Origin of the sequence: Cereibacter sediminicola, assembly GCF_007668225.1 — a bacterium.
Taxonomy (GTDB): domain Bacteria; phylum Pseudomonadota; class Alphaproteobacteria; order Rhodobacterales; family Rhodobacteraceae; genus Cereibacter_A; species Cereibacter_A azotoformans.
This window is the reverse complement of sequence record NZ_VDEK01000034.1, coordinates 14007-38264: the sequence shown is the minus strand read 5'-3', so window position 1 is coordinate 38264 and position 24258 is coordinate 14007. Positions and strand designations below refer to the sequence as shown.

Genomic DNA, 24258 nt, shown 5'->3' with positions numbered 1-24258 from the left:
GCGATGCAGGACAGGGTCCCAACGTCGCCGTCTGGCGCAAAGCCCGATCAGCGCATCTTTACTCGAACGAGCGTTGCAGCGTTGTACCTTGCAGCAGCATTCATAATGTCCACCATAGTGTCCACGGCAGTGACCAACATGGTCGGAAACTGAATTACTACAAGGCACAAGCGCTTACGCGCGCTGAAAAGCTGCTCCGTCAGTAGATGTATCGGATCTGCTCGGTCCAGTAGCGTTCCATCCTTCGCAGCGCCTGATTCAGATCCTCCATCCCCGCGGGGCCCACGATTCCCCGACGCTCCAGCCCCTCGGCATGGCGGGAGAAGAGATCGGACAGGATGCCGCGCACCGTCCGCCCCTTCTCGGTAAGGCGCACCCGGACCGAGCGGCGGTCGATCTCGGACCGCTGGTGGTGCATGTAGCCCAACTCGACCAGCTTCTTCAGGTTGTAGCTGACATTGGAGCCCTGGTAGTAGCCGCGGGACTTCAGCTCACCCGCCGTCACCTCATTCTCTCCCACATTGAACAGAAGCAGCGCCTGCACCGAGTTGATCTCGAGCACGCCGATCCGTTCGAACTCGTCCTTCACCACATCGAGCAGCAGCCGGTGAAGACGCTCCACCAGCGAGAGGCTTTCCAGATAGCCGAGCAGAAAGGCCTTCTGCGACCCATCGAGAATGCCTGCGTGAACCGTCATCCCTCATCTCCAACACTGCGTTGCCAGAGACAGAATCGGCACAAAGCGCAAACATAACGTAAACTGTCGCCAGATTTCCGGCGCCGGAGGGCCTCAGCGGGCCAGTCGCGTGCGGGCGAACTCCCCGATCTCGGAGATCAGCGCGGCCAGAGGCGCAGGCGGCTCCCGCTGGCCGAGAATCCAGGGCAGGAGATCCTGGTCATTCTCGTTCAGAAGAGAATCATAGAGCGCCAGACGCTCCTCCGACAGCTGCGCGAGATGGACGTCGGACCAGGGGCCGAGGATCAGGTCCATCTCCTTGGTGCCGCGCCGCCAGGAGCGCATGGACATGCGCTTGAGCCGCGCCTCGTCCGCCTCGATCATTCCGCCTCCTTGCGCAAGAGCGCCCGCATCCGCTTTTCCAGCTGCCCCATCTCCTGCGCCAGCGCAAGCATCTGCGTGCGCATCCGCGCCAGTTCGGCCAGCGCCTCACGGCCCTCGGCCGGCAGCACCACAGGTTCCGACGGGCCCTCGACCCCGTCGCCCTCGCCGGTCAGCAGCCACCGCAGGCTCACGTTCAGCATCCCGGCCATCATCTGCAGCCGGTTCGCGCGCGGCTCGGCCAAGTCATCCTCCCAGGATTGCAGCGTTTTCAGCCGCACTCCAAGCCGACGCGCCATCTCTTCCTGCGTCAGACCGGCCGCTTCACGCGCGCCGGCCAGTCGGTCTCCGAAGGTCGCCGTTTCGTTGCTGAACCACCCGGGGCTGTCCGCTGCCATCCTGCCTCTCCCTTGATACCGCTTGATCGCTTTCGGGGCTGAACCTAAGACAAGTGGCCGAAAGTTACAAACCGGCCCCAGCCACCCTCGCCCGGAGTTTTCCCGCATGGCCTTCCTCTCCGACACGCTTGCCCGCGTGAAACCTTCGCAGACCATCGCGGTGACCAACAAGGCGCGTGAGCTTGCGGCCGCGGGACGCGACGTGATCGGCCTCGGGGCGGGTGAGCCCGACTTCGACACGCCCGACAACATCAAGCAGGCCGCCAAGCGCGCCATCGACGCGGGGCGCACCAAATACACCGCGGTGGACGGCATCCCCGAACTGAAGCGCGCGATCTGCGAGAAGTTCGAGCGCGAGAACGGGCTGCGCTACACGCCCTCGCAGGTGACGGTGGGCACCGGCGGCAAGCAGATCCTCTACAACGCGCTGGTGGCCACGCTGAATCCGGGCGACGAGGTCATCATCCCCGCCCCCTACTGGGTCAGCTACCCCGACATGGTGCTGCTTGCCGGCGGGACGCCGGTCAGTGTGGCGGCCGGGATGGAGACGGGCTTCAAGCTGACGCCCGCGCAGCTCGAGGCCGCGATCACGCCAAAGACCAAGTGGTTCATCTTCAACTCGCCCTCGAACCCCACCGGCGCGGCCTACACGCGCGACGAACTGGCGGCGCTCTGCGCGGTGCTGATGCGTCATCCCCATGTCTGGATCATGTCCGACGACATGTATGAGCATCTGGTGTTCGACGATTTCACCTTCACCACCCCCGCGCAGGTGGAGCCCAGCCTCTACGACCGCACGCTGACCTGCAACGGCGTGTCCAAGGCCTATTGCATGACGGGCTGGCGGATCGGCTATGCCGCGGGCCCGGTGGAACTGATCAAGGCGATGGGCACGATCCAGTCTCAATCGACCTCGAACCCCTGCTCGATCGCGCAATATGCGGCGCTCGAGGCGCTGTCGGGGCCGCAGGATTTCCTGGCCACCAACCGCGAGGCCTTCCAGCGCCGTCGCGATCTGGTGGTCTCGATGCTGAACGAGGCCAAGGGCATCACCTGCCCGAACCCCGAGGGCGCCTTCTACGTCTATCCCGACATCTCGGGTTGCATCGGCAAGACCTCGGCAGGTGGCGCGAAGATCACGGACGACGAGGCCTTCGCCTCGGCGCTGCTCGAAGAGACGGGCGTCGCGGTGGTCTTTGGCGCGGCCTTCGGTCTCTCGCCGAACTTCCGGGTGAGCTACGCCACCTCCGACGAGGTGCTGCGCGAGGCCTGCGCCCGCATTCAGGCCTTCTGCGCCGGGCTGAGCTGAGGCAGGGACATCCGTCCCGCCCGGATCAGGGCGGGGCGCTCAGGCCAGCGACAGCCGCGGGGCGCGCAGCCAGAAGCGCGTCATGAGCAGGATCGCCGCGAGCGTCAGCCCCACCACCAGCCCGAGCCAGAGCCCCGGTCCGCCCAGCCCCATCGGAAAGGCGAGGAGATAGCTCGCCGGGATCCCCACCATCCAGTAGCTGAAGCTGGCCAGCCACATCGGCACCTGCGTGTCGCGCAGCCCGCGCAACAGGCCCAGCGCGATCACCTGCATCGCATCCGCGATCTGGAACAGGGCGGCAAAGGCCAGCAGGACCGAGCCGAAGGCCACGATTTCGTCGAACTGCGGGTTCGCGCGATCAAGGAAGAGCGCAATGATCGGTCCCGGCGCAAGCAGGAAGATGGCGACCATCAGGAGCCCGAAGGCCAGCGAGAGCAGGATCGCCACCTTGGCCCCGTCACGAAGCCCCTCGGTGTCCCCTGCCCCGTCCGCGCGCCCGGTGCGGATCGTGGCGGCGTTCGAGATCCCGACATGGACCATGAAGGCCAGCGCCGTCACCTCCAGCGCGATCCCATGGGCCGCCAGCGGCACGGTGCCGAGCCAGCCCATCATCAGCGCCGCCGCCTGGAAGATCGACCCCTCGGCCAGTCCGGTCAGACCGATGGGCCAGCCGAGCGCGAAGACCCGCGCCAGCGCATGCCAGTCCGGGCGCCAGAACCGCTGGAACAGGTTGAACCGCCGCAGGGGCGGCAGAAGCGCCGCATAGAGCCCAAGGGCCGCCAGCGACATGAGCTGCGCCCCGACCGAGGCGAGGGCGGCCCCCTCGACACCCAGCTCGGGCGCCCCGAGCTTGCCGAAGATCAGCACCCAGTTCAGGCCGGCATTCACCACCACCGCGGCCAGCGTGGCCCACAGCACGATCTGCGTCCGTTCCAGCGCCGAGAGGTAGCTCTTGAGCACCATGATCAGCAGCGCGGGCACCATGCCCAGCCCCGCGATCCGCAGGTAATCCTGCGCAAGCGCCGCCACCTCGGGCTGCTGGCGAAGCGCCAGAAGTATGGTGCCCGAGAACCAGAACAGCGGGTAGACCAGCGCCCCGAAGGCGATGGATAGCCAAAGCCCCATGCGGGTGTCGCGCCGCACCTGCGTCTCGTCTCCGCGCCCCAGCGCCTCGGCCACCATCGGCATGACCGCCTGCGCAAAGCCCGAGCCGAGAATGAAGGTGACGAAGAAGAGCGAGGCCCCCAGCACGACCGAGGCCAGCTCGGTCACGCCATACCAGCCCAGCATCACCGTGTCGGTGACATGCAGCGACATCTGCGCCACGTGGCTGCCGACAAGGGGAAGCCCCAGCGCGAGAATCGCCCTCGCGTGGCCGGTAAAGGTCGGATTGTGGAACATGCGCCAGCACTATCCCGCCGCAGGGGCCACATCAAGACAGTGCCGCCGGATCAGGCAGAAAGCGGCTTTCGCGCCACGAAATCCACCAGAGCCGACCGGCCGACATGGGCGGAACCTTCCGAGATCGTCTCGTCACGGTCCGACGCGAGCAGCACCTCCCATCCGGCAAAGTCGGCCTCGAGGTCGGCCAGCTCGTACATGTTCGCGGCCGCCGGCGGGCCTCCGGTGCCGTAACCGACCTGCCGGGGCGCATAGCCGTGCAGCAGCACGAGCCCCCCCGGACGCACCGCCCGCGCAATACCGGCATGGATCATGCGGCGCAGATCGGGCGGGGCGAACTGGATGAAGATCCCGAGCACCGCATCAAAGGGCCGCCCCCAGTCCCAGTGGGCTACGTTGGCCCGATGCAACTCGACCGCAACCCCGCGCTCCCGGGCCAGCGACCGCGCCTTGTCGAGCGCCACCGCCGACAGATCCATCGCGGTCACGCGATGGCCAAGAGCCGCCAGATGCACCGAGTTGCGCCCCTCGCCGTCACCGAGGCATAGCACCTCGGCCCGCTCGGGCAGCAGGGAAGCGACACGGACGGCAAAGCCCGCAGGCTCCTTGCCGAAGAGATAGCCGGGGCTGCTGTAGCGTTCATCCCACATGCCCCGATACTGCGCCGGATCGGGCGGAAGGCAAGGGTCAGGTGCGACGCGGCTTGCGCAAGGCCGGCGGCGTGGCGCTGTCGAGGATGCCGGCGGACGTTCCGATCACCTGAGACGCGCGCCCCACGATCAGCGGGTCGGGCTGACCCACCACCTCGGCATCCTTGCCCGGATAGTCGAGGCTGGACAGGAAGTGCTTCATGCAGTTCAGCCGCGCGCGCTTCTTGTCGTTCGACTTGACGATCGTCCAGGGCGCATCTGCCGTGTCGGTATAGAAGAACATCGCCTCCTTCGCCTCGGTATAGTCGTCCCACTTGTCGAGGCTTGCCTTGTCGATGGGCGAGAGCTTCCACCGCTTCAGCGGATCCGTCTCGCGCGCGAGGAAGCGGGTACGCTGCTCGTCGCGCGTGACCGAGAACCAGTATTTGTAGAGCCGTATCCCCGAGCGGACGAGCATCCGTTCAAGTTCCGGCGCCTGCCGCATGAACTCGAGATATTCCGAAGGGGTGCAGAAGCCCATCACCCGCTCGACGCCCGCGCGGTTGTACCAGCTGCGATCGAAGAAGACGATCTCGCCCGCGGTGGGCAGATGCTCGATGTAGCGTTGAAAGAACCACTGGCCCCGTTCGCGGTCGCCGGGCTTGGTGAGCGCCAAGACACGGGCGTAACGTGGATTGAGATGCTCCATGAATCGCTTGATCGTGCCGCCCTTGCCCGCGGCATCGCGGCCTTCCATCAGGATCACGAACTTCTGGCCCGTCTCCTGTGCCCAGATCTGCACCTTCAAGAGCTCGGCCTGCAGCCGGGCCTTTTCCGCCTCGTAGGTGGCGCGCCCCATGCGGCGCGGATAGGGATAGTGGCCGCCCTCGAAGGCCTGCCGGATCAGGTTCGCACCCACCGCCGGAAACTGCCTTGGCCCGTGCAGCGGCACGGTCGGAGCAGTCTCGGCCACCGGATCCGGTTCCGGTTCGGCGTCCTGCGGACCTTCAGCGGTGGGAGGCCCCTCGGTCATCCTCTCGGCGGCGGCAAGGTCATCCAACCGCTCGGCAACGGGATGGTCATCAGCCATGGGATCCTCCTTTTCCGGCTCGATCAGAGTCTGGAGCGCGCCCGGCCGGTCACCTTGATCCGCGTCATGCAATCGAGGTCGGTCGCCGAATAATTCGGGGGCGGTGTCTCCACCGCCCCCGTTCAGGAACAATCTTGCGCGAAAATGAGAACTTTGTTGAAAAGTCTTGTGATCGCGTTCCTTACAGATGAGCAAGATTCAGCGCATACTCCAACTGCAGTAAAACTAATGTCCAGGAGCTTCAGCGCGCGGTAATGGCGCAGAGACGGTTCAGAACCGTCTCCCATTGCTCAAGAAACAGCAGCCGCGCGCAGCCTGCCAGCATTTCGACCACGGCGCCGGTCCTTGCGGCGAGGGCCGCCACCTCGTCCGGCGGGGCCAGAGGGTCGAGCCCGCCCTGCAGGAACAGTAGCGGGCCTGGCGCGGGTCCCGGCGGCAGCGCCCGCCTGGCCTCGATGCGGCCCCGGCGGAAGGCCGCGTGCGCCGATGCGTCGGCCCCGAGGCAGATTTCGCTGCCCACCAGCAGCGCCTCGCGCACGCCCGGGATCCGCAGCGCAAGCCGGTCCGCCGCAGCCCCTCCGCAGGCATCAAGCAGCCAATGTTCCTTCCCATCATCACGCGCGAAGGCGAAGCCCGCCTGCACCATCAGCGCAAGCGCCGCGGGCGACCGTTCCGCGGTGCGGGCCAGAAGTCCCGGCCAGTGAGCGGCGGCCGCTTCCGGCAGATCAAGGGCACAGGCGACGATCCCCGCAACCAGCCCGGGCCGCGACCGCGCGAGCCACAGGGCCGCGGCAAGATCCCCGCCGAGCGCCAGCACCGCCGTGCGCGCGATGCCAAGGTGCCCGGCCAGCGCCGCCAGATCCGCGGCGTTCCCTTCCGCAAACGGGGTCTCCTCGGGCAGGGGATCGCTCCGGCCATAGCCCGCCCGGATCGGCACGATCACCCGCAGCCGCCGCAACCGCGCCGCCCGCTCGGCCGCGGGCGTCCAGCGCGCGAGACCGAACTCGCCGTGCAGATGCAGGACCGGCGCCCCGACCGGATCTCCGAACTCGAGCCACTCGAGCCGCCGCCCGTCCGGCTGCAGGAAAACCTGCCGCATGAGAGGCTCGTGAAGCCGCCCTGAAGAGCGCGGCGCCGCCCCGCCCGCAGGTGCGAGCGCGAGTTCCATCAGCCCCATCACAAGGCGCAGAAGCTCGGACTGCGAGTGGGTTTCGGTCTTCTGCTGGATCGAGCGCATCTGCGTCCGCACCGTCTCGACCGACCGCCCCCGGAGCGCGGCGATCTCGCGCAGGGGCAGCCCGAGCGTCAGGCCGTGGACGATCTCGACCTCGGCCCCCGTAAGGCCGAAGGTCTCGTTGAGAAGCTCGCCGAAGGTCTCGGGCCAGACGGGTTCCGTTGCCAGAACCAGCGCCTTGGCCCGGCCTTCCTGCCCGTCGATCGGGCAGACCCGCACGACCACCGTTGTCCCGTTCGGCACCGAGCGCAGGCGGAGGTTTCGCGCAGGCACCGCCCGGCGGGCCACGGGCCGGATGGTCGAGGACAGGGCGACCACATCGGCCGCATCGAAGGGCAGCGCAGCCAGCGGCGCGCCGGCCGAGATCCGAAAGGCCGACTCGGCCGCAAGGTTGCAGGCGGCGATCCGCACCACCCCGTCGCTCAGGAAGGCCGGCACCCGCAGGATTCCCGCCAGGGTGGACTCGATCCCGCCGCGCTGGTCCCGGGGTAGCCGCTCGAGGATGCGCCGCGCCCGATCGAAATGCAGCTCGAGCGTCGGGTCCGCCGCACGCGGCCCCTCCGTCGATGGCGCCAGCTGCTCCTGCCACAGGGCCACGAAGTCGGGCAGCCGCGCAGGATCGAGCGCAAGCTCATAGGCCAGGTGCACGAGATCCTTGCCGCCAGCACCCGACGCCGCCGCCCGATCCTCCGGCACCCCAGACAGGTCTTCCATCCTCCCGCGACCCTCGCCGCCCCGATTGCGCCCGCTGGTTGCACGACCGGCCCGGCCCGCCAATACGGTTTGCCTCGTATGGGCGCATGGGTCGCAGGGGCCCATACGCACCCGAGACCCGTCCCTTGCGCACCCGACCCCGTCTTGCCATGTGGGGATCGAACACCGTTCCGCAGGCGGGGCGCGGCCGATCCCACCAGATCTTGCGCATCCCTCCCGCGGGATGCTCTATTGGTACTTCAATCGTCCAGAAAGAATCGAGCAGCCATGGCCAACGACCTTCTCTCCGGCCAGCCGGAAACCTATGACGCCTCCTCGATCGAGGTGCTCGAAGGGCTCGAGCCCGTCCGCAAGCGTCCCGGCATGTATATCGGCGGCACCGACGAACGGGCGCTGCACCATCTGGTGGCCGAGATCCTCGACAACTCGATGGACGAGGCCGTGGCGGGCCATGCGACGCGGATCGAGGTCGAACTTCACGCCGATCATTCGGTGACGATCCGCGACAACGGCCGCGGCATCCCGGTCGATCCGCATCCGAAGTTCCCCGGCAAGTCGGCGCTCGAGGTCATCCTCTGCACGCTGCACGCGGGCGGCAAGTTCTCGGGCAAGGCCTACCAGACCTCGGGCGGCCTGCACGGCGTCGGTGCCTCGGTGGTGAACGCGCTCTCGGACACGATGCGGGTCGAGGTGGCGCGCAACCGCGAGCTTTGGGTGCAGAGCTTCGCCCGCGGCATCGCGCAGGGCCCGGTCAAGATGGTCGGCGCGGCCTCGAACCGCCGCGGCACCACGATCACCTTCCACCCGGACCCCGAGATCTTCGGCCATCTCCAGTTCAAGCCCGCACGGCTGATGAAGATGGCGCGCTCCAAGGCCTATCTCTTCTCGGGCGTCGAGATCCGCTGGAAATCGGCGATCCCCGACAGCGACACCCCCCAAGAGGCCGTCTTCCACTTCCCCGGCGGCCTCGGCGACTATCTTGCCGAGCAGCTTTCCGGCGCCTCGACCTACGCCGAAAAGCCCTTCGCCGGGAAGGTCGGCTTTCAGGAGAAGTTCGGCGTCCCCGGCTCGGTCGAATGGGCGATCAACTGGACGCCCGCCCGCGACGGTTTCATCCAGTCCTACTGCAACACCGTGCCCACCCCCGAGGGCGGCACGCATGAAAGCGGCTTCTGGTCGGCGATCCTCAAGGGCATCCGCGCCTATGGCGAGCTGGTGAAGAACCGCAAGGCCGACCAGATCACCCGCGAGGACATGCTGGCGGGCGGTTCGGCGCTGATCTCGGTCTTCATCCGCGAGCCGCAGTTCGTGGGCCAGACCAAGGACCGGCTCTCCACCGAGGAAGCCGCAAAACTGGTCGAGAATGCGGTGCGCGACCATTTCGACAACTGGCTTGCCGCGAATACCAAGTCAGCCGGCGCCATCCTCGACTTCCTCGTGCTGCGCGCCGAAGAGCGCCTTCGCCGCCGGCAGGAGAAGGAAACCCAGCGCAAGAGCGCGACGAAGAAACTGCGCCTGCCCGGCAAGCTGGTGGACTGTTCCGCCACCGCCCGCGACGGGACCGAACTCTTCATCGTCGAGGGCGACTCGGCCGGCGGCTCGGCCAAGATGGCGCGCGACCGGACCACGCAGGCGCTGCTGCCGCTGCGGGGCAAGATCCTGAACGTGCTGGGCGCGGCCTCGGGCAAGATGGGGGCGAACGCCGAGATCAACGACCTCTGCCAGGCGCTCGGCACCGGCATGGGCACGCGCTTCAACATCGACGAGCTGCGCTACGACAAGATCATCATCATGACCGATGCCGACGTCGACGGCGCCCACATCGCCTCGCTGCTGATGACCTTCTTCTTCACCCAGATGCGCCCGCTGATCGACCGCGGGCATCTCTACCTCGCCTGCCCGCCGCTCTACCGCCTCACGCAGGGGGCCAAGCGGCTCTATGTCGCCGACGACGTGGAAAAGGAACTGTGGCTCGCCAAGGGTCTCGGCGGCAAGGGCAAGATCGACGTGCAGCGCTTCAAGGGTCTGGGCGAGATGGACGCCAAGGACCTCAAGGACACGACGATGAACCCGGCCACCCGCAAGCTGATCCGGGTTTCGATCGACGAGGACGAGCCGGGCGAGACCGGCGATCTGGTGGAGCGGCTGATGGGCAAGAAGCCAGAGCTGCGCTTCCAGTATATCCAGGAGAACGCGCGCTTCGTCGAGGAACTCGACGTCTGAGGCCGCGCAGGCGCCGGCACGGGCGCCGCGCCCGCCTGCCGGCTGGCCGGCCCTTCCCTGGCGCCGCCCCGCCCCTTTCATTCTCGCAAAAATATCCGCGGGGGTCCGGGGGCAGCCAGCCCCCGGCGGCCAACCCCGGGCGGATCCGTCTCAGGCCCCGCGCACCAGCGGGTGATCCAGCGCCGTCATGATCCCGCGCAGCTCGGCCAGCCCCTTCAGCCGCCCGATCGCGGGATAGCCCGGCTGCCCCTTGCGGCCGAGATCGTCGAGGATGTCCTGCCCGTGGTCGGGCCGCATCGGGATCGAGATGTCGGCCCGCCCCTCGGCCTCGCGCCGTCGCTCCTCGGCCAGCACCGCGGCGATCATCGCCACCATGTCGGTGCCGCCCTCAAGATGCCCGTCCTCGAAGAACGAGTTGCGCAGATCATCCCCTTCCAGCGTGACGTTGCGCAGGTGGAGGAAATGCACCCGCTCGCCCATCCGCTCCATCATGCCGGGCAGGTCGTTGTCGGGCCGCGCGCCGAGGCTGCCGGTGCAAAGCGTGATGCCGTTGGCCTTGAGGTCCACTGCGGCCATCACCGCGGCGTAATCGGCCTCCGTCGACATGACGCGCGGCAGGCCCAGCAGTGGGAAGGGCGGATCGTCGGGATGACAGCAGAGCCGGACGCCGATCTCCTCGGCAAGGGGCGCCACTTCCGACAGGAAGTCGATCAGGTGCCGCCGCAGCGTCTCGGCGCTCATCCCGGCATATTCGGCGAGATGGCGGCGCACATCCTCGAGCGTGAACTGCTCGGCCGCGCCTGGCAGGCCGAAGACGACGTTCCGCGCCAGCGCCGCCTTCCGGTCCTCGTCCATCTCGGAAAAGCGCAGCGCTGCCTCGGCCACCACCCATTCGGGCAGATCCTCGGCCGCGCCGGGCCGCTCTAGGATATGGATGTCGAAGGCCGCGAAGTCCGGCAGGTCGAACCGCATGCAGGTCGCGCCCGAGGGCCGCCGCCATGCGAGATCGGTCCGTGTCCAGTCCAGCACCGGCATGAAATTGTAGCAGATCACCTCGATCCCGGCGGCGCGCAGGTTCTGCATCGACGCCTTCCAGGTCTCGACATGCGCGCGCCAGTCACCCTTCTGCTTCTTGATGTCCTCGGAGACCGGCAGGCTCTCGACCACCTCCCAGTTGAGCCCCGAGGCCGAGCCGTCCGTCATCACCCCGATCTGGCGCTGGCGCCGGGCGATCTCGTCCGGCGTCCAGAGCGCGCCGGTCGGGATGTGGTGCAGCGCCGAGACCACGCCCTCCACCCCCGCCTGCCGCATGTCGTCCACCGACACGAGGTCCTTCGGCCCGAACCACCGCCACGTCTGCCGCATGTTCATCCTCCCGCTGAGCAGGGGTAAACTAATATGCAAGTATGCCAGTTAGCAAGAGAGCAGAAACCGGCGCGGATCTCCTGCGCCGGTTGACAAGGCCGCCATGATGCCGGGCGACCGCGGCCGGATGGCGCCGGGGCCGACGGTCAGTCCCGCCGCAGCCCCTTCAGCGCATCGGCAAAAGGGTTGCTCGGGCCGCTGTCGCGCGGGGCGGCCTGCCGGGGCAGCGGCTTGGCCCCCTTGCGCGGCGGCTCGGCCCGGCGCTCGGTCGCCTGCGCGCGGGCGTCGGCGCTGTCCTTTCGCATGGTGAGGCCGATGCGCTTGCGCGCCACGTCCACCTCGACCACGCGGACCTTCACCACATCGCCCGCCTTCACCACCTCATGCGGGTCCTTCACGAAGCGGTCGGCCAGCTGGCTGACATGCACCAGCCCATCCTGATGCACCCCCACATCGACGAAGGCGCCGAAGGCCGCGACGTTGGTCACCGTCCCTTCCAGCAGCATTCCCACCTTGAGGTCCGAGATTTCCTCGACCCCTTCGGTGAAGGTCGCGGTCTTGAAGGTCGGGCGCGGGTCGCGGCCGGGCTTTTCCAGCTCGGCCAGGATGTCCTTCACGGTCGGCAGGCCAAAGCGGTCGTCGGTGAAGTCCGAGGGGTCGAGCGCGCGCAGCCGCTGCGGCTCGGCCATCAGGCTGCGCAGGTCGCGCCCGCAGGCGGCGACGATCCGGCGCGCCACGTCATAGGCCTCGGGGTGGACAGACGAGGCGTCGAGCGGCTCGGTCCCGTTCGGGATGCGCAGGAAGCCCGCCGCCTGCTCGAAGGCGCGCGGCCCGAGGCGCGCGACCTTCAGGAGGTCGCGACGCTTCGCGAAGGGGCCGTTCGTGTTGCGGTGCTGGACGATCGCCTCAGCCAGCCCCGGCCCCACGCCCGAGACGCGGGCCAAGAGCGGCGCCGAGGCGGTGTTCAGATCCACCCCCACCGCGTTCACCGCATCCTCGACCACCGCTTCCAGCGAGCGCCCCAGCCGATGTTGGTCCACGTCATGCTGATACTGGCCGACGCCGATCGACTTCGGCTCGATCTTCACCAGTTCCGCCAGCGGATCCTGCAGCCGCCGGGCAATCGAGACCGCGCCGCGCAAGCTGACGTCGAGACCGGGAAACTCGGCCGCCGCCAGCGCGCTGGCCGAATAGACCGAGGCGCCGGCCTCGCTGACGATCACCTTCACGGGCTTCGGCATCTCGGCGGGCATCGCGGCCAGCAGGTCCGTCACCATCTTCTCGGTCTCGCGGCTTGCCGTGCCGTTGCCGATTGCAATGAGCGTCACGCCATGCGCGCGGATCAGTTTCAGGAGTTCGACCTGAGAGCCGCGCAGGTCGTTCTTCGGCTGGAACGGATAGATGGTCGAGGTGGCGAGCAGCTTGCCCGTCGCATCCACCACCGCAACCTTGCAGCCGGTGCGGATGCCCGGATCGACCCCCATCGTGACCTTGCCGCCCGCGGGCGCGGCCAGCAGCAGGTCCTTGAGGTTGCGGGCAAAGACGCCAATGGCCTCGGCCTCGGCCCGCTCGCGCAGTTCCGCCATCAGATCGAGCGTCAGCGAGGTCTTCAGCTTCACCCGCCACGCCCAGGACGCCGCCTCGCGCAGCCACTGATCGCCCGGCCCCTTGCCGGCGGCCTGCAGCGCCATGCCGGCCATCCGCTCGGCCGGACTTTCGCCGCGGGCCGCGTCGGCATCGACCTCGAGATCGAGCACCAGAACGCCCTCGTTCCGGCCGCGCAGCATGGCGAGGACGCGGTGGCCGGCCGCCGTGGCCCAGGCCTCGGAATGGGCGAAATAGTCCGAGAACTTGGCGCCCTCGGCCTCCTTGCCCTCGACGACCTTCGCCGAGACGCGGCCCACCTGCTTCATGTGGGCACGCAGCCGCCCCAGCAGGTCCGCATTCTCGGACAGCCCCTCGGCTAGGATGTCGCGCGCGCCCTCCAGCGCGGCCTTCACGTCGGGCACGGCCTCGGTCACGAAGCCCTTCGCCAGATCGGTCGGAACGGCGGCACGGTCGGCAAGGATCGCCTCGGCCAAGGGCCCAAGGCCGTTCTCGCGCGCGATCATTGCCTTGGTCCGGCGCTTGGGCTTGTAGGGCAGATAGATGTCTTCCAGCTCGGACTTGGTCGTGGCCTTGACCACGGCCTGTTCCAGCTCGGCCGTCAGCTTGCCCTGATCGCGGATCGAGGACAGGATCGTCTCTCGCCGCGCTTCAAGCTCGCGCAGATAGGCCAGCCGCTCGGAGAGCGTGCGCAGCTGCGTGTCGTCGAGGCCGCCCGTCACCTCCTTGCGGTAGCGGGCGACGAAGGGAACGGTCGCGCCGCCGTCGAGAAGCTCGATGGCCGCCGAGACCTGCTCGGGTCGGGCCGCGATCTCGGCGGCGATCAGCTTGGGAATGCGGCGGATGGCGTCGGTGCTCATGGGGTCCGGCTCCAGAAATTCGGGAGGCGGACCATAGGGCCAGACCGGCCGGAACGGAAGCGCTAGCGCTGCAGGGTGCGCAGATGTTGCTCGAGCTGGACGAGCCGGATCGGCGTCGGCGTCAGGATCCCGTCGCCGCCGTCGAAGGGCACCATCTCGCTGTCCAGAAGCGGGCCGAACTCGGGCATCACCCGGTCGCCGGTCTTCGCATAGCCCCAGATCTGGGCCATGACGCGGGTGCCGGGGAAACTGCCCCCGTTCCGCGCCGCAAGCGTCGTCAGATCAGGTGGCCTCTGATCGAGCAGCGGCGCCATCTCGCCATCGCCGCGCCCGGTGGCGCCGTGGCACCCGGCGCAGAGCGCCTCAAAATCCGCGCGCCCCGTCGGCACGTCGGGCTGCGCCACGCAGGCCGCAAGCGGCAGCGCAAGGAGCGCGATCAATGCTGGTTTCATGGCATCCTCCCTTTGGGTCCAGATGACCATCCCCGCCGGGGCCGAGCCTTGACGCAGATCAGACGACGCGCCCCGCGTCGAGCCGCACCACCCGGTCCATCCGCGCCGCAAGCTCGAGGTTGTGCGTCGCGATCAGCGCCGAAAGGCCGGTGCCCCGCACCAGATCCATCAGCACGCCGAACACCTGATCCGAGGTGCCGGGATCGAGGTTGCCGGTCGGCTCGTCGGCCAGCAGCAGCCGCGGGGCGTTGGCCAGCGCCCGGCAGAAGGCCACGCGCTGCTGCTCTCCGCCCGAAAGCGCCGCGGGCCGGTGCCCCTCGCGCGCGCCGACGCCGACGCGGCCCAGCAGATCGCGCGCCCGCGCCTCGGCCTCGCGGCGCGCGACGCCATTGGCCAGCTGCGGCAGCACCACGTTCTCGAGCGCGGTGAATTCGGGCAGCAGGTGGTGGAACTGGTAAATGAAGCCCACCTCACGCCGCCGCGCCTCGGTCCGCGCGCGGTCGCCCAAGCCCTCCATCGCCATGCCGCCGATGGCGACGCGGCCCTCGTCCGGCGTGTCGAGCAGCCCCGCGATGTGCAGAAGCGTGGATTTCCCCGCCCCCGAGGGCGCGACCAGCGCCACCACCTCGCCCGTTCCGACCGAGAGCGTGGCGCCGCGCAGCACCGTCACCTCGCCCGGCTTGCCGCGGTTGTAGGCCTTGGTCAGCCCGTCGAGAACCAGCATCTCACTCATAGCGCAGCGCCTCGACCGGGTTCATGCGGGCCGCCCGCCGCGCGGGGATCAGCGTGACGAAGAACGACAGCGCCAAGGACAGCGACACCGCCGACAGCATGTCCTGCCACTGAAGCCGTGCCGGCAGCGCGTAGATGCCGCGGATCGACGGATCCCAGACGCCGCCGCCCGAGACATAGTTCACCAGCGAGAAGATCGGGTCGATGTAGATGGCGAAGAGACAGCCCAGCGCCACTCCCGCCGCCGTGCCGATCAGCCCGGTCGAGGCACCGCAAAGGAAGAAGACCCGCAGGATCGAGCCCTCGGTCAGCCCCATGGTGCGCAGGATGCCGATGTCGCGGCCCTTGTTCTTCACCAGCATGATGAGCCCCGAGACGATGTTCATCGAGGCGATCAGCACGAGGATCGACAGGATCACGAACATCACGTTGTCCTCTATGGTCAGCGCCCGCAGGAATGCCCCGGCCGAATCGCGCCACGTCCAGAGCATCGAGCCCTCGCCCGCCGCCTGCATCAGCGCAGGCCCCATCGCATCGACCGCCTCGGGATCCGTCACCATCACCTCGATCTCGTCGGCGCGGCCCTCGCGGTTGAAGTAGCTCTGCGCCTCGGCCAGCGGCATGTAGATCCGCGTCCGGTCGATGTCGTAGCGCCCGGCGGTGAAGACATAGACGACCTCGTAGGCCGAGACGCGCGGCGAGGTGCCGAAGGCCGTCTTCACCCCGTCGGGCGAGATCAGCCGGATCCGGTCGCCGACCGTCACGCCCAGCTCCTGCGCGACACCCGAGCCGATGGCGATGCCCTCGTCGAAGCGCCCGACGTCGCCGACGTGGCCCGAGCCATGCCCGATCCGCGGAATGGTGGCCAGATCGGCCTGCCGCATCCCGAAGACCTCGACGCCGCTCGACCGGCCGCTGGCGGTGGCCATCACCTGCCCCTTCACCACCGGCGCGGCCCGCACCACGCCGGGCACCGCGCGCAGCCGCTCGGCCACCGGATCGAAGTCGTCGAAGCCGCGGATCAGCTGCCCCGTCTCGCTCACCTGCCCCGCCGAGTAGACGGTGACATGGGCGTTGGCGCCAAGGATCGTGTCCACGAACTCGGCCCTAAAGCCCGCCCGCACCGAGAGCGTGGCGATCAGCGCGAAGACCGCGAGCGTGATGCCGACAAGGCTGATCCAGGTCATGACCGAGACCCCGCCCTCGGCGCGGCGGGCGCGCAGGTAGCGCCAGGCGATCATCCATTCGAAGGCCGCAAAGGGCCGCGTCCGGCTAGCCATCCCGTCCATCCTTTCGCGTCCGCTGCAGGACCCGGCCCGCCTCGCGGCCACTTTCATTCTCGCTCAAATATCCTCGGGGGGTCCGGGGGGCAGACAGCCCCCCGGCCGCGTCCGAAGCGCCCTCAGATCCCGGCGTAGATCTGCGCCAGCCGGTCGACGGCGGCGCCCGAGGACATCTCCTCGCTCTCGCCGGTCCGGCGGTTGGTCAGCTCGACCTTGCCGGCCGCGATGCCGCGCGGGCCGACGGTAATCCGCCACGGCAGGCCGATCAGGTCCATCGTGGCGAATTTCGCCCCCGCCCGCTCGTCGCGGTCGTCATAGAGCGGCTCGAGCCCCTTGGCCGAGAGGTCGCGGTAAAGCGCCTCGCAGGCGAGATCGGTCGAGCTGTCGCCCTGCTTGAGGTTCACGATGCCGACATGGAAGGGCGTGACGCCTTCCGGCCAGATGATGCCCTTGTCGTCGTGGCTGGCCTCGATGATCGCGCCCAGAAGCCGCGAGACGCCGATCCCGTGCGAGCCCATGTGGACCGGCACACGGGCACCGTCGGCCGTAACCACCGTCGCACCCATCGGTTCGGAATATTTGGTGCCGAAGTAGAAGATCTGGCCGACCTCGATGCCCCTCGAGGTGCGGCGGCGCTCCTCGGGGATGGCGTTGAAGATCGCCTCGTCATGGGTCTCGTCGGTGCGGGCGTAGGGGGTCGTCCATTCCCGGACGATCGCCTCGCATTCCTCGCGGCTGTCGTAGTCCACCACGCGGTCGCCGAACTTCAGGTCGGTGATCGCGGCGTCATAGAACACTTCCGACTCGCCGGTGGACGCCAGCACGAGGAACTCGTGCGTGTTGTCGCCGCCGATCGGCCCCGAGGCCGCGCGCATCGGGATCGCCTGAAGGCCCATGCGCTCGTAGGTGCGCAGGTAGCTAACCATGTGGCGGTTGTAGGCGTGGATCGCGCTGTCGAAGTCGAGGTCGAAGTTGTAGCCGTCCTTCATCAGGAACTCGCGTCCCCGCATCACGCCAAAGCGCGGGCGGATCTCGTCACGGAACTTCCACTGGATGTGATACAGCGTCAGCGGCAGGTCCTTGTAGCTGTTCACATGGGACCGGAAGATGTCGGTGATCATCTCCTCGTTCGTCGGCCCATAGAGCATGTCGCGCTTGTGGCGGTCGGTGATGCGCAGCATCTCCTCGCCGTAATCGTCGTAGCGCCCGCTCTCGCGCCAGAGGTCGGCCGGCTGCAGCGTCGGCATCAGAAGCGGGATGTGGCCGGCGCGGATCTGCTCTTCATGCACGATCTGCTCGATGCGTTTCAGCACCTTGAAGCCCAGCGGCAGCCAGGAATAGATCCCCGCCGCCTGCTGCTTGATCATGCCGGCGCGCAGCATGAAACGGTGGCTGACGATCTGCGCCTCGGAGGGATTCTCCTTCAGGACGGGCAGGAAATAGCGGCTCAGGCGCATGGGGGCCCCGTGTCTGTTCGGTGGATTGTTCGGCAAGGGGTTTAGGCGAGGCCGAGGAGGCAGGCAAGCGCCCCCCGCGCGGCATCCCGCCCATGGCCGACGGGTCCGACGGATCGCAAGGTCCGCCCGCACCGTCCGCACACCGCCTCGCCCCGACCCGAAGCCCTGCCTTTCCCTTGCAAGGATCCGGGCCATGAGCCATCTCTGCGGAACATCAGCGAGGTTTCAGGCATGGCCCTTCCGATCAGCGACCAAGCCAAGTGGTGGGGTCTCTCCACCGTCGTCTTCCTGCTTGTCCTGTGGCTTCTCGGCGACGTGATCCTGCCCTTCATCGTGGGCGGGGCCATCGCCTACTTTCTCGATCCGGTAGCCGACAGGCTCGAGCGCGCGGGCCTGAGCCGGGTGGCCGCCACCTCGCTTATCTCGGTCGGCATGCTGCTCGTGGTGGTTCTGCTCGTCCTTGCCGTCATCCCGACGCTCGCGAGCCAGTTGACCGCGCTCATCGACGCGGCGCCCACGATCTTCCGCCAGCTTCACACCTTCCTGCTCGAGCATTTCCCGGAGCTGTCGGACGAGACGAGCACGATGCGCCAGACGCTGCTTTCGATCGGCGACACGATCAAGCAGCGCGGCGGCGAGCTGGCCAACACGGTGCTGATCTCGGCCTATGGCGTGATCAACGCGCTGATCTTTCTGGTCGTCGTCCCGGTGGTGAGTTTCTACCTGCTGCTCGACTGGGACCCGATGGTGGCCAAGATCGACAGCTGGCTGCCCCGCGACCATGCCCCCACCCTGCGCCGCCTCGCCAGCGAGATCGACGAGGTGCTGGCAGGGTTCGTCCGGGGGCAGATCTCGGTCTGCCTCGTGCTGGGCACCTTCTATGCCGTGGCGCTGGCCGCGGTGGGGCTGCAGTTCGGGCTTGTCGTGGGGGCGATCGCCGGCGCGATCACCTTCATCCCCTATGTCGGCGCGCTGATCGGGGGGGCGCTGGCCATCGGCCTCGCGCTCTTCCAGTTCTGGGGCGACTGGCTCTCCATCGGGCTGGTGGCGGGCATCTTCGCGCTGGGGCAGTTCCTCGAAGGCAACGTGATCACCCCCCGCCTCGTCGGCGGCTCGGTGGGGCTGCATCCGCTGTGGCTGCTCTTCGCGCTTTCGGCCTTCGGGTCGATCTTCGGCTTCGTGGGGATGCTGGTCGCCGTTCCGGTGGCGGCGGCCATCGGGGTGCTGGCGCGCTTCGGCATCCGGCAATATACGGGCTCGCGCCTCTACCGGGGCACCCACGTCATCACCGAGGAGGACATGTGAAGGGTCAGCTCGCCTTCGACCTGCCGATGCGACCGGCCCTGAGCCGCGAGGATTTCTTCGTCTCACCGGCCAATGCGTTGGCGCTGGCAAGCCTCGACGGCTGGCGCGACTGGCCGCGCGGCAAGATGGTGCTGGTGGGTCCCCGCGGGTCGGGCAAGACCCATCTGGCCCATGTCTGGGCGGCGCAGGCCGAGGCGCGACTGATCCCGGCCGAGGCGCTGGCGCGCGCCGACCTGCCCGCGCTGGCCGCCGATGGCGCCGTGGCGGTCGAGGATGCCGAGCGGCTGGGCGGCGAACGGGCCGCCGAGGAGGCGCTCTTTCACCTCCACAACCTCATGCTCGAACGGTCGGGCGCGCTGCTCATCACCGCCGACACGCCGCCGCGCGACTGGGGGCTGGTGCTGCCCGACCTCACGAGCCGGATGCAGGCCGCCGCCGTCACCCGCCTCGAGGCGCCCGACGACGCGCTTCTGTCGGCCATGCTGGTCAAGCTCTTTGCCGACCGCCAGATCGCGGTGCCGGGAATGCTCGTGCCGTGGCTCGTGGCGCGAATGGATCGGTCGTGCGAGGCGGCCCGGGCGCTCGTTGCGGCGCTCGATGCCCGCTCGCTGGCCGAGCGGCGGCCGATCTCGCGCCAGATGGCGGCGGAGCTTCTGGGACTGGCCGGTGCCGAATGAGATCTGTCACATAACCTTCACAAGATACGGGCACACGGACCCGAACCGAGGCTGAGAGCATGACACCGGCAGATTTCCTGAAGGCCCCCTTCCCCGAACCCGTTCCGTTGCCCGAGGAGGAGGTCACAGGTCCGCGGCGCTTCTTCAACCGCGAACTCAGCTGGCTTGCCTTCAACTGGCGCGTCCTGGACGAAGCCGACAATCCGCGGGTTCCGCTGCTCGAGAGGCTGCGCTTCCTGTCGATCTCGGCCACCAACCTCGATGAATTCTACACCGTGCGCGTCGCGGGCCTGCGGGCGCTGGTGCGCGCCGGCAACCTCGTGCTCTCCGAGGACGGGCGCTCGCCGGCCGAGCAGCTCCAGCTGATCAACGCCGACGCCCGGCGGCTGATGCAGACCCAGCAGACGGTCTGGAACAAGCTGCGCCGCGAGATGGAGGATCAGGGGATCTCGATCCTCACCCGCTCCAAGCTGACCGCCCGCGACCTGCGCCATCTCGAGGACCACTTCCTCTCCAAGGTGTTTCCGGTCCTGTCACCGCTGGCCATCGACCCGGCCCACCCGTTCCCCTTCATCCCGAACACGGGCTTCACGCTGGGGCTCGAGCTTGAACGCATGTCGGACCGGCGCCCGTTGCAGGCGCTGCTGCCGATCCCGCAGCAGATCGCCCGCTTCGTCGAACTGCCCGCCAAGCCCGGCGAGCACCGCTTCCTGCCGCTCGAGGAGTTGCTGCTCCTGCATCTGGGGATGCTCTTTCCCGGCTATGCCGAGCGCGGCCACTGCGCCTTCCGGGTGCTGCGCGACAGCGATCTCGAGGTCGAGGACGAGGCCGAGGATCTGGTGCGCGAGTTCGAGACGGCGCTGAAGCGCCGCCGCCGGGGCGAGGTGATCCGCATGAAGATCTCGGCCGGAGCGCCGAAGGAGCTGCACGCCCTCATCATGGAGGAGCTGGGCGTCACCTCAGACGAGGTGATCGAGGTCCGCGGCGTCATCGGCATCGCCGACCTGAAAGAACTGGTGATCTCGTCGCGCCCGGACCTGCTCTGGCCCGCCTTCGCCCCGCGCGTGCCCGAGCGGCTGGCCGACCATGAGGGCGACATGTTCTCGGCGATCCGGCAGAAGGACATCCTGCTGCATCATCCCTACGAGACCTTCGATCTGGTGATCCGCTTCCTCCAGCAGGCGGCGAGCGACCCGAACGTGCTGGCGATCAAGCAGACGCTCTACCGCACAAGCTGGGACAGCCCGATCGTCACCGCGCTCTGCGAGGCGGCCGAGGCGGGCAAGTCGGTCACCGCGCTGGTGGAACTCAAGGCCCGCTTCGACGAGGCCGCCAACATCCGCCAGAGCCGGCGGCTCGAGCGGGCGGGGGCGCATGTGGTCTATGGCTTCATGCACCTCAAAACCCACGCCAAGATCTCGACGGTGGTCCGGCGCGAGGGCGACAATCTCGTAACCTACACCCATTACGGGACGGGCAACTACCACCCGATCACCGCTCGGGTCTATACGGACCTGTCCTTCTTCACCTGCGACCCGGCGCTGGGGCGCGATGCCACCAAGATCTTCAACTACCTCTCGGGCTATGTGCAGCCCGTGGGGCTCGAGAATGTGGCCATCGCCCCCATCACGCTGCGCGGCCGCCTGCACGAGCTGATCGCGGCCGAGGCCGATCACGCCCGCGCCGGACGGCCCGCCGAGATCTGGCTCAAGGTCAATTCCATCATCGACCCCGAGTTGATCGACGCGCTCTATGCCGCCAGCCAGGCGGGCGTGAAGATCAGCCTGATCGTGCGCGGGATCTGCGGGCTCCGCCCCGGCGTGAAGGGCCTGTCGGACAACATCCGGGTGAAGTCGGTCGTCGGCCGCTTCCTCGAACACAGCCGCATCGTCTGCTTTGGCAATGGCGCCGGGCTTCCGTCCAAGAAGGCGCGGGTGTTCTTCTCCTCGGCCGACTGGATGGGGCGCAACATGGATCGCCGGGTCGAGACGCTGGTCGAGGCGCTGAACCCGACCGTGAAGGCGCAGATCGTGGGGCAGATCATGGCGGCGAACCTCGCCGACGAGTCCCAGAGCTGGCTGCTTCAGGCGGACGGCCGCTACGTGCGCCCACCGGCCGGCGAGGAGGCCTTCTCCTGCCATGGCTTCTTCATGGAGAACCCCTCGCTCTCGGGGCGGGGAACGGCGGGCGCGAAGGACGTGCAGCGTCTGGCCACCCTGCGCGACGAGGGACCGCTTTGATCCGCCCGACGCCCACCGACCGACCTGCGCACACCGGCAGCCTCCCGCAGGCGCCGGGTCCTGCCGCTTTGCGTATTGACGGACCGTCCGCAGCCATTACCTTGGCCGCAACCAATGCGGGAGATGTGCCGTGAACGACATCCCGGATCCGCATGACGAGTTCGGCCCGTTCGGCAGGCCCCTGTTCGAGGACCCGTCCGCCCGCGCCCTTTCGCGCGTGGGCGTGGTCGATGTCGGCTCGAACTCGGTCCGCATGGTGGTCTTCGACGGCGCGGCCCGAAGCCCGGCCTATTTCTTCAACGAGAAGGTCATGTGCGGGCTGGGCCAGGGCCTCGCCGAGAGCAACCGGCTGAACCCGCGCGGGCGCGAGCGGGCGCTGGCGGCGCTCCGCCGGTTCGCGCTGCTTGCCCGCGGCATGAAGGTCTCGCCCATGACCGTCGTCGCCACCGCCGCCGTGCGCGAGGCCGAGGACGGGCCGGACTTTCAGGCCGAGGTCCTGCGCGAGACGGGCCTCCGGCTCTGGGTCATCGACGGCGACGAGGAGGCACGGCTTTCGGCTCAGGGCGTCCTGCTCGGCTGGCCCGACGCGCGTGGGATCGTCTGCGACATCGGCGGCAACTCGATGGAACTCGCCCGGATCGGCGAGGGCAAGGTCGGGCGTCGCGTGACGTCGCCGCTCGGGCCCTTCCGGCTCCAGCAGGTCAAGGGCAGCCCGAAGGAGCGGCAGGCCCATATCAGCCGGATCATCAAGGAGTTGCGCGACACGATCCAGCCCGACCATGACCGGATCTACCTCGTGGGCGGGTCGTGGCGGGTGATCGCGCGGCTCGACATGGAGCGGCGGGGCTATCCGCTGACCGTGCTGCACGAATACCGCATGCTGCCGCGCTCGCTGATCGAGACGCTCGACTGGATCGAGGCCAGCGACCTGGCCGCGCTGCGGGTCCGCACCGGCACCTCGCCCGAGCGGATGGAGCTGGTCCCCCTCGCCGTCGAGGTGCTGCGCGAGCTGATCCGCATCTTCCGGCCGAAGGAGATCGACGTCTCCTCCTACGGCATCCGCGAGGGGCTGCTCTACGAGCAGATGCCGCCGAAGCTGCGCGCGCGCGATCCGCTGATCGAGGCGGCACGGGTGGCCGAGGCGACCTCGGCCCGCAACCCCGGCTTCGGCAAGAAGCTCCACCAGTTCCTGGCCCAGCTCTTCAAGAACGCCCCGCCCGAGCGGCAACGCCTGATCAAGGCCGCCTGCCTGCTGCATGACACCACATGGCGCGCCCATCCCGACTACCGGGCCGAGATGTGCTTTGACAACGCGACCCGCGCCAACCTCGGCGGTCTCGACCATCCGGGCCGCGTGTTCCTCGGGCTCGCCCTGCTTCACCGCTACAAGAACTCGCGTTCGGGCTCGCGGCTCGAACCGCTGTTCCGGCTTCTGAGCGAGGAGCAGATCCACGAGGCCGAGGTGCTGGGCAAGGCCATGCGGTTCGGCTCGATGTTCTCGATCGACGATCCCGGCACGGCGGGCAGCCTGAAACTCATGCCCAGGAAGAAGATCCTCGAACTGACCCTGACGCCCGAGGGGGTGGCGCTCTATGGCGAGGTGGCGCAGGCGCGGTTCAAGTCGCTCGCGACGGCCCTGCGCGCCACGCCGGTGGTGAAGACCACGGCATGACACTCGCCCCGCCCCTCCCCGGTGAGCCGGGCCTGCAGGACGCGCCGCCCTCTGGTCGGCCGCCATCGCTGACCATCCGCCCGGCCCGGCCCGAGGATGTGCCGGCGCTGCTCGCGATCTGGAATCCGATCATCCGCGACACGCTGGTGACCTTCAACGCCGACGAGAAGTCTCCCGAAGAGCTTCGGACCATGATCGGGACCCGCCCGGCCTTTCTCGTGGCCGACGAGGGCGGGGGGCCGATGGGCTTTGCCACCTATGCGCAGTTCCGGGGCGGCGTGGGCTATCGGCACACGATGGAGCACACGATCATCCTCGGGCCCGCCGCGCGGGGGCGCGGGACCGGCCGCGCCCTGATGGCCGCCATCGAGGATCACGCGCGACAGGCCGGCGCGCATTCCATTTTCGCAGGCGTCAGCGCGGGCAATCCCGAAGGCCGCGCCTTCCATGCGGCGCTGGGATATGCCGAGACGGCGGTGCTGCCGCAGGTCGGCCGCAAGTTTGGGCGCTGGCTCGACCTTGTGCTGATGCAGAAATTCCTCTCCTGACACCGGC

The 24258-nt window shown here is 68.4% G+C and carries 20 protein-coding genes; 7 read left to right on the top strand and 13 right to left on the bottom strand.

The window, feature by feature from the left end; genetic code table 11:
- Positions 1-199 precede the first annotated feature (199 nt).
- The 3 genes from FG154_RS17195 to FG154_RS17185 all read right to left on the bottom strand — a co-directional run bounded on the left by FG154_RS17195 (position 200) and on the right by FG154_RS17185 (position 1455).
- Positions 200-697, bottom strand: a complete 498-nt coding sequence (locus FG154_RS17195) for a MarR family winged helix-turn-helix transcriptional regulator (RefSeq protein WP_011907474.1) — start codon at positions 695-697, stop codon at positions 200-202.
- A gap of 93 nt (positions 698-790) precedes the next feature.
- Entirely contained in the window at positions 791-1060 is a 270-nt protein-coding gene (locus FG154_RS17190) for an FAD assembly factor SdhE (protein ID WP_145110572.1), read from the bottom strand.
- Positions 1057-1455, bottom strand: a complete 399-nt coding sequence (locus FG154_RS17185; RefSeq protein WP_101339771.1) for a helix-turn-helix domain-containing protein — start codon at positions 1453-1455, stop codon at positions 1057-1059. The genes FG154_RS17190 and FG154_RS17185 overlap by 4 nt, the downstream gene beginning before the upstream one ends.
- 106 nt (positions 1456-1561) lie before the next feature.
- Between FG154_RS17185 and FG154_RS17180 the strand changes: the two genes are divergently transcribed.
- Positions 1562-2764: a pyridoxal phosphate-dependent aminotransferase gene (locus tag FG154_RS17180; RefSeq protein WP_145110569.1), complete on the top strand. Its 1203-nt coding sequence runs from the start codon at positions 1562-1564 to the stop codon at positions 2762-2764.
- A 39-nt stretch (positions 2765-2803) separates the two neighbouring features.
- On the opposite strand, the gene FG154_RS17175 is transcribed toward FG154_RS17180, so the two are convergent.
- From FG154_RS17175 to FG154_RS17160, 4 genes are all read right to left on the bottom strand, one after another.
- On the bottom strand, positions 2804-4165 hold the full coding sequence (locus FG154_RS17175; RefSeq protein ID WP_145110566.1) for an MATE family efflux transporter: 1362 nt from the start codon (positions 4163-4165) through the stop codon (positions 2804-2806).
- A gap of 50 nt (positions 4166-4215) precedes the next feature.
- Complete coding sequence (locus tag FG154_RS17170) at positions 4216-4815, bottom strand: SAM-dependent methyltransferase (protein WP_145110563.1); 600 nt, start codon at positions 4813-4815, stop codon at positions 4216-4218.
- A gap of 37 nt (positions 4816-4852) precedes the next feature.
- Complete coding sequence (gene ppk2 / locus FG154_RS17165; protein ID WP_145110560.1) at positions 4853-5884, bottom strand: polyphosphate kinase 2; 1032 nt, start codon at positions 5882-5884, stop codon at positions 4853-4855.
- A 241-nt stretch (positions 5885-6125) separates the two neighbouring features.
- Positions 6126-7832, bottom strand: a complete 1707-nt coding sequence (locus FG154_RS17160) for a bifunctional helix-turn-helix transcriptional regulator/alpha/beta hydrolase (RefSeq protein ID WP_145110557.1) — start codon at positions 7830-7832, stop codon at positions 6126-6128.
- Between the two features lie 267 nt (positions 7833-8099).
- Here FG154_RS17160 and parE point away from each other — a divergent pair, with 267 nt between their 5' ends.
- Positions 8100-10055, top strand: coding sequence for a DNA topoisomerase IV subunit B (gene parE, locus FG154_RS17155; protein WP_145110554.1), 1956 nt, complete (start codon positions 8100-8102; stop codon positions 10053-10055).
- Positions 10056-10205: 150 nt separating this feature from the next.
- On the opposite strand, the gene uxuA is transcribed toward parE, so the two are convergent.
- The 6 genes from uxuA to proS all read right to left on the bottom strand — a co-directional run bounded on the left by uxuA (position 10206) and on the right by proS (position 17809).
- Positions 10206-11420 (bottom strand): mannonate dehydratase, encoded by a 1215-nt coding sequence (gene uxuA, locus FG154_RS17150; protein WP_145110551.1) that lies wholly within the window; start codon positions 11418-11420, stop codon positions 10206-10208.
- Positions 11421-11566: 146 nt separating this feature from the next.
- Complete coding sequence (locus FG154_RS17145) at positions 11567-13885, bottom strand: Tex family protein (protein ID WP_145110548.1); 2319 nt, start codon at positions 13883-13885, stop codon at positions 11567-11569.
- A 62-nt stretch (positions 13886-13947) separates the two neighbouring features.
- Positions 13948-14337, bottom strand: a complete 390-nt coding sequence (locus FG154_RS17140; RefSeq protein WP_145110545.1) for a c-type cytochrome — start codon at positions 14335-14337, stop codon at positions 13948-13950.
- Positions 14338-14395: 58 nt separating this feature from the next.
- A complete protein-coding gene (locus tag FG154_RS17135) occupies positions 14396-15070 on the bottom strand; it encodes an ABC transporter ATP-binding protein (protein WP_011907462.1) in 675 nt (224 codons plus the stop codon).
- Positions 15063-16349, bottom strand: coding sequence for a lipoprotein-releasing ABC transporter permease subunit (locus FG154_RS17130; protein WP_145110542.1), 1287 nt, complete (start codon positions 16347-16349; stop codon positions 15063-15065). The genes FG154_RS17135 and FG154_RS17130 overlap by 8 nt, the downstream gene beginning before the upstream one ends.
- A 122-nt stretch (positions 16350-16471) precedes the next feature.
- Entirely contained in the window at positions 16472-17809 is a 1338-nt protein-coding gene (gene proS, locus FG154_RS17125) for a proline--tRNA ligase (protein WP_145110539.1), read from the bottom strand.
- Positions 17810-18040: 231 nt separating this feature from the next.
- On the opposite strand from proS, the gene FG154_RS17120 reads away from it, so the two are divergent.
- The 5 genes from FG154_RS17120 to FG154_RS17100 all read left to right on the top strand — a co-directional run bounded on the left by FG154_RS17120 (position 18041) and on the right by FG154_RS17100 (position 24251).
- Positions 18041-19114 carry an AI-2E family transporter gene (locus tag FG154_RS17120; RefSeq protein ID WP_145110536.1) on the top strand — a complete coding sequence of 358 codons (1074 nt, stop codon included), beginning with the start codon at positions 18041-18043 and terminating at the stop codon, positions 19112-19114.
- Positions 19111-19791 carry a P-loop NTPase family protein gene (locus tag FG154_RS17115; protein ID WP_145110533.1) on the top strand — a complete coding sequence of 227 codons (681 nt, stop codon included), beginning with the start codon at positions 19111-19113 and terminating at the stop codon, positions 19789-19791. Before FG154_RS17120 ends, FG154_RS17115 begins: the two co-directional genes overlap by 4 nt.
- Positions 19792-19850: 59 nt before the next feature.
- Positions 19851-22031, top strand: a complete 2181-nt coding sequence (locus tag FG154_RS17110) for an RNA degradosome polyphosphate kinase (RefSeq protein ID WP_145110530.1) — start codon at positions 19851-19853, stop codon at positions 22029-22031.
- A gap of 130 nt (positions 22032-22161) precedes the next feature.
- Complete coding sequence (locus FG154_RS17105; RefSeq protein ID WP_145110527.1) at positions 22162-23703, top strand: Ppx/GppA family phosphatase; 1542 nt, start codon at positions 22162-22164, stop codon at positions 23701-23703.
- Entirely contained in the window at positions 23700-24251 is a 552-nt protein-coding gene (locus tag FG154_RS17100; RefSeq protein ID WP_246100377.1) for a GNAT family N-acetyltransferase, read from the top strand. The genes FG154_RS17105 and FG154_RS17100 overlap by 4 nt, the downstream gene beginning before the upstream one ends.
- Positions 24252-24258 lie beyond the last annotated feature (7 nt).

What these genes read in the sequence shown, in the direction of transcription:
- FG154_RS17140 (WP_145110545.1), bottom strand. Translation starts at nt 14,337, where the DNA reads ATGAAACCAGCATTGATCGCGCTCCTTGCGCTGCCGCTTGCGGCCTGC.
- FG154_RS17180 (WP_145110569.1), top strand. Translation starts at nt 1,562, where the DNA reads ATGGCCTTCCTCTCCGACACGCTTGCCCGCGTGAAACCTTCGCAGACC.
- FG154_RS17100 (WP_246100377.1), top strand. Translation starts at nt 23,700, where the DNA reads ATGACACTCGCCCCGCCCCTCCCCGGTGAGCCGGGCCTGCAGGACGCG.
- FG154_RS17160 (WP_145110557.1), bottom strand. Translation starts at nt 7,832, where the DNA reads ATGGAAGACCTGTCTGGGGTGCCGGAGGATCGGGCGGCGGCGTCGGGT.
- FG154_RS17130 (WP_145110542.1), bottom strand. Translation starts at nt 16,349, where the DNA reads ATGGCTAGCCGGACGCGGCCCTTTGCGGCCTTCGAATGGATGATCGCC.
- uxuA (WP_145110551.1), bottom strand. Translation starts at nt 11,420, where the DNA reads ATGCGGCAGACGTGGCGGTGGTTCGGGCCGAAGGACCTCGTGTCGGTG.
- parE (WP_145110554.1), top strand. Translation starts at nt 8,100, where the DNA reads ATGGCCAACGACCTTCTCTCCGGCCAGCCGGAAACCTATGACGCCTCC.
- ppk2 (WP_145110560.1), bottom strand. Translation starts at nt 5,884, where the DNA reads ATGGCTGATGACCATCCCGTTGCCGAGCGGTTGGATGACCTTGCCGCC.
- FG154_RS17175 (WP_145110566.1), bottom strand. Translation starts at nt 4,165, where the DNA reads ATGTTCCACAATCCGACCTTTACCGGCCACGCGAGGGCGATTCTCGCG.
- proS (WP_145110539.1), bottom strand. Translation starts at nt 17,809, where the DNA reads ATGCGCCTGAGCCGCTATTTCCTGCCCGTCCTGAAGGAGAATCCCTCC.
- FG154_RS17110 (WP_145110530.1), top strand. Translation starts at nt 19,851, where the DNA reads ATGACACCGGCAGATTTCCTGAAGGCCCCCTTCCCCGAACCCGTTCCG.
- FG154_RS17195 (WP_011907474.1), bottom strand. Translation starts at nt 697, where the DNA reads ATGACGGTTCACGCAGGCATTCTCGATGGGTCGCAGAAGGCCTTTCTG.
- FG154_RS17185 (WP_101339771.1), bottom strand. Translation starts at nt 1,455, where the DNA reads ATGGCAGCGGACAGCCCCGGGTGGTTCAGCAACGAAACGGCGACCTTC.
- FG154_RS17120 (WP_145110536.1), top strand. Translation starts at nt 18,041, where the DNA reads ATGGCCCTTCCGATCAGCGACCAAGCCAAGTGGTGGGGTCTCTCCACC.
- FG154_RS17190 (WP_145110572.1), bottom strand. Translation starts at nt 1,060, where the DNA reads ATGATCGAGGCGGACGAGGCGCGGCTCAAGCGCATGTCCATGCGCTCC.
- FG154_RS17135 (WP_011907462.1), bottom strand. Translation starts at nt 15,070, where the DNA reads ATGAGTGAGATGCTGGTTCTCGACGGGCTGACCAAGGCCTACAACCGC.
- FG154_RS17170 (WP_145110563.1), bottom strand. Translation starts at nt 4,815, where the DNA reads ATGTGGGATGAACGCTACAGCAGCCCCGGCTATCTCTTCGGCAAGGAG.
- FG154_RS17145 (WP_145110548.1), bottom strand. Translation starts at nt 13,885, where the DNA reads ATGAGCACCGACGCCATCCGCCGCATTCCCAAGCTGATCGCCGCCGAG.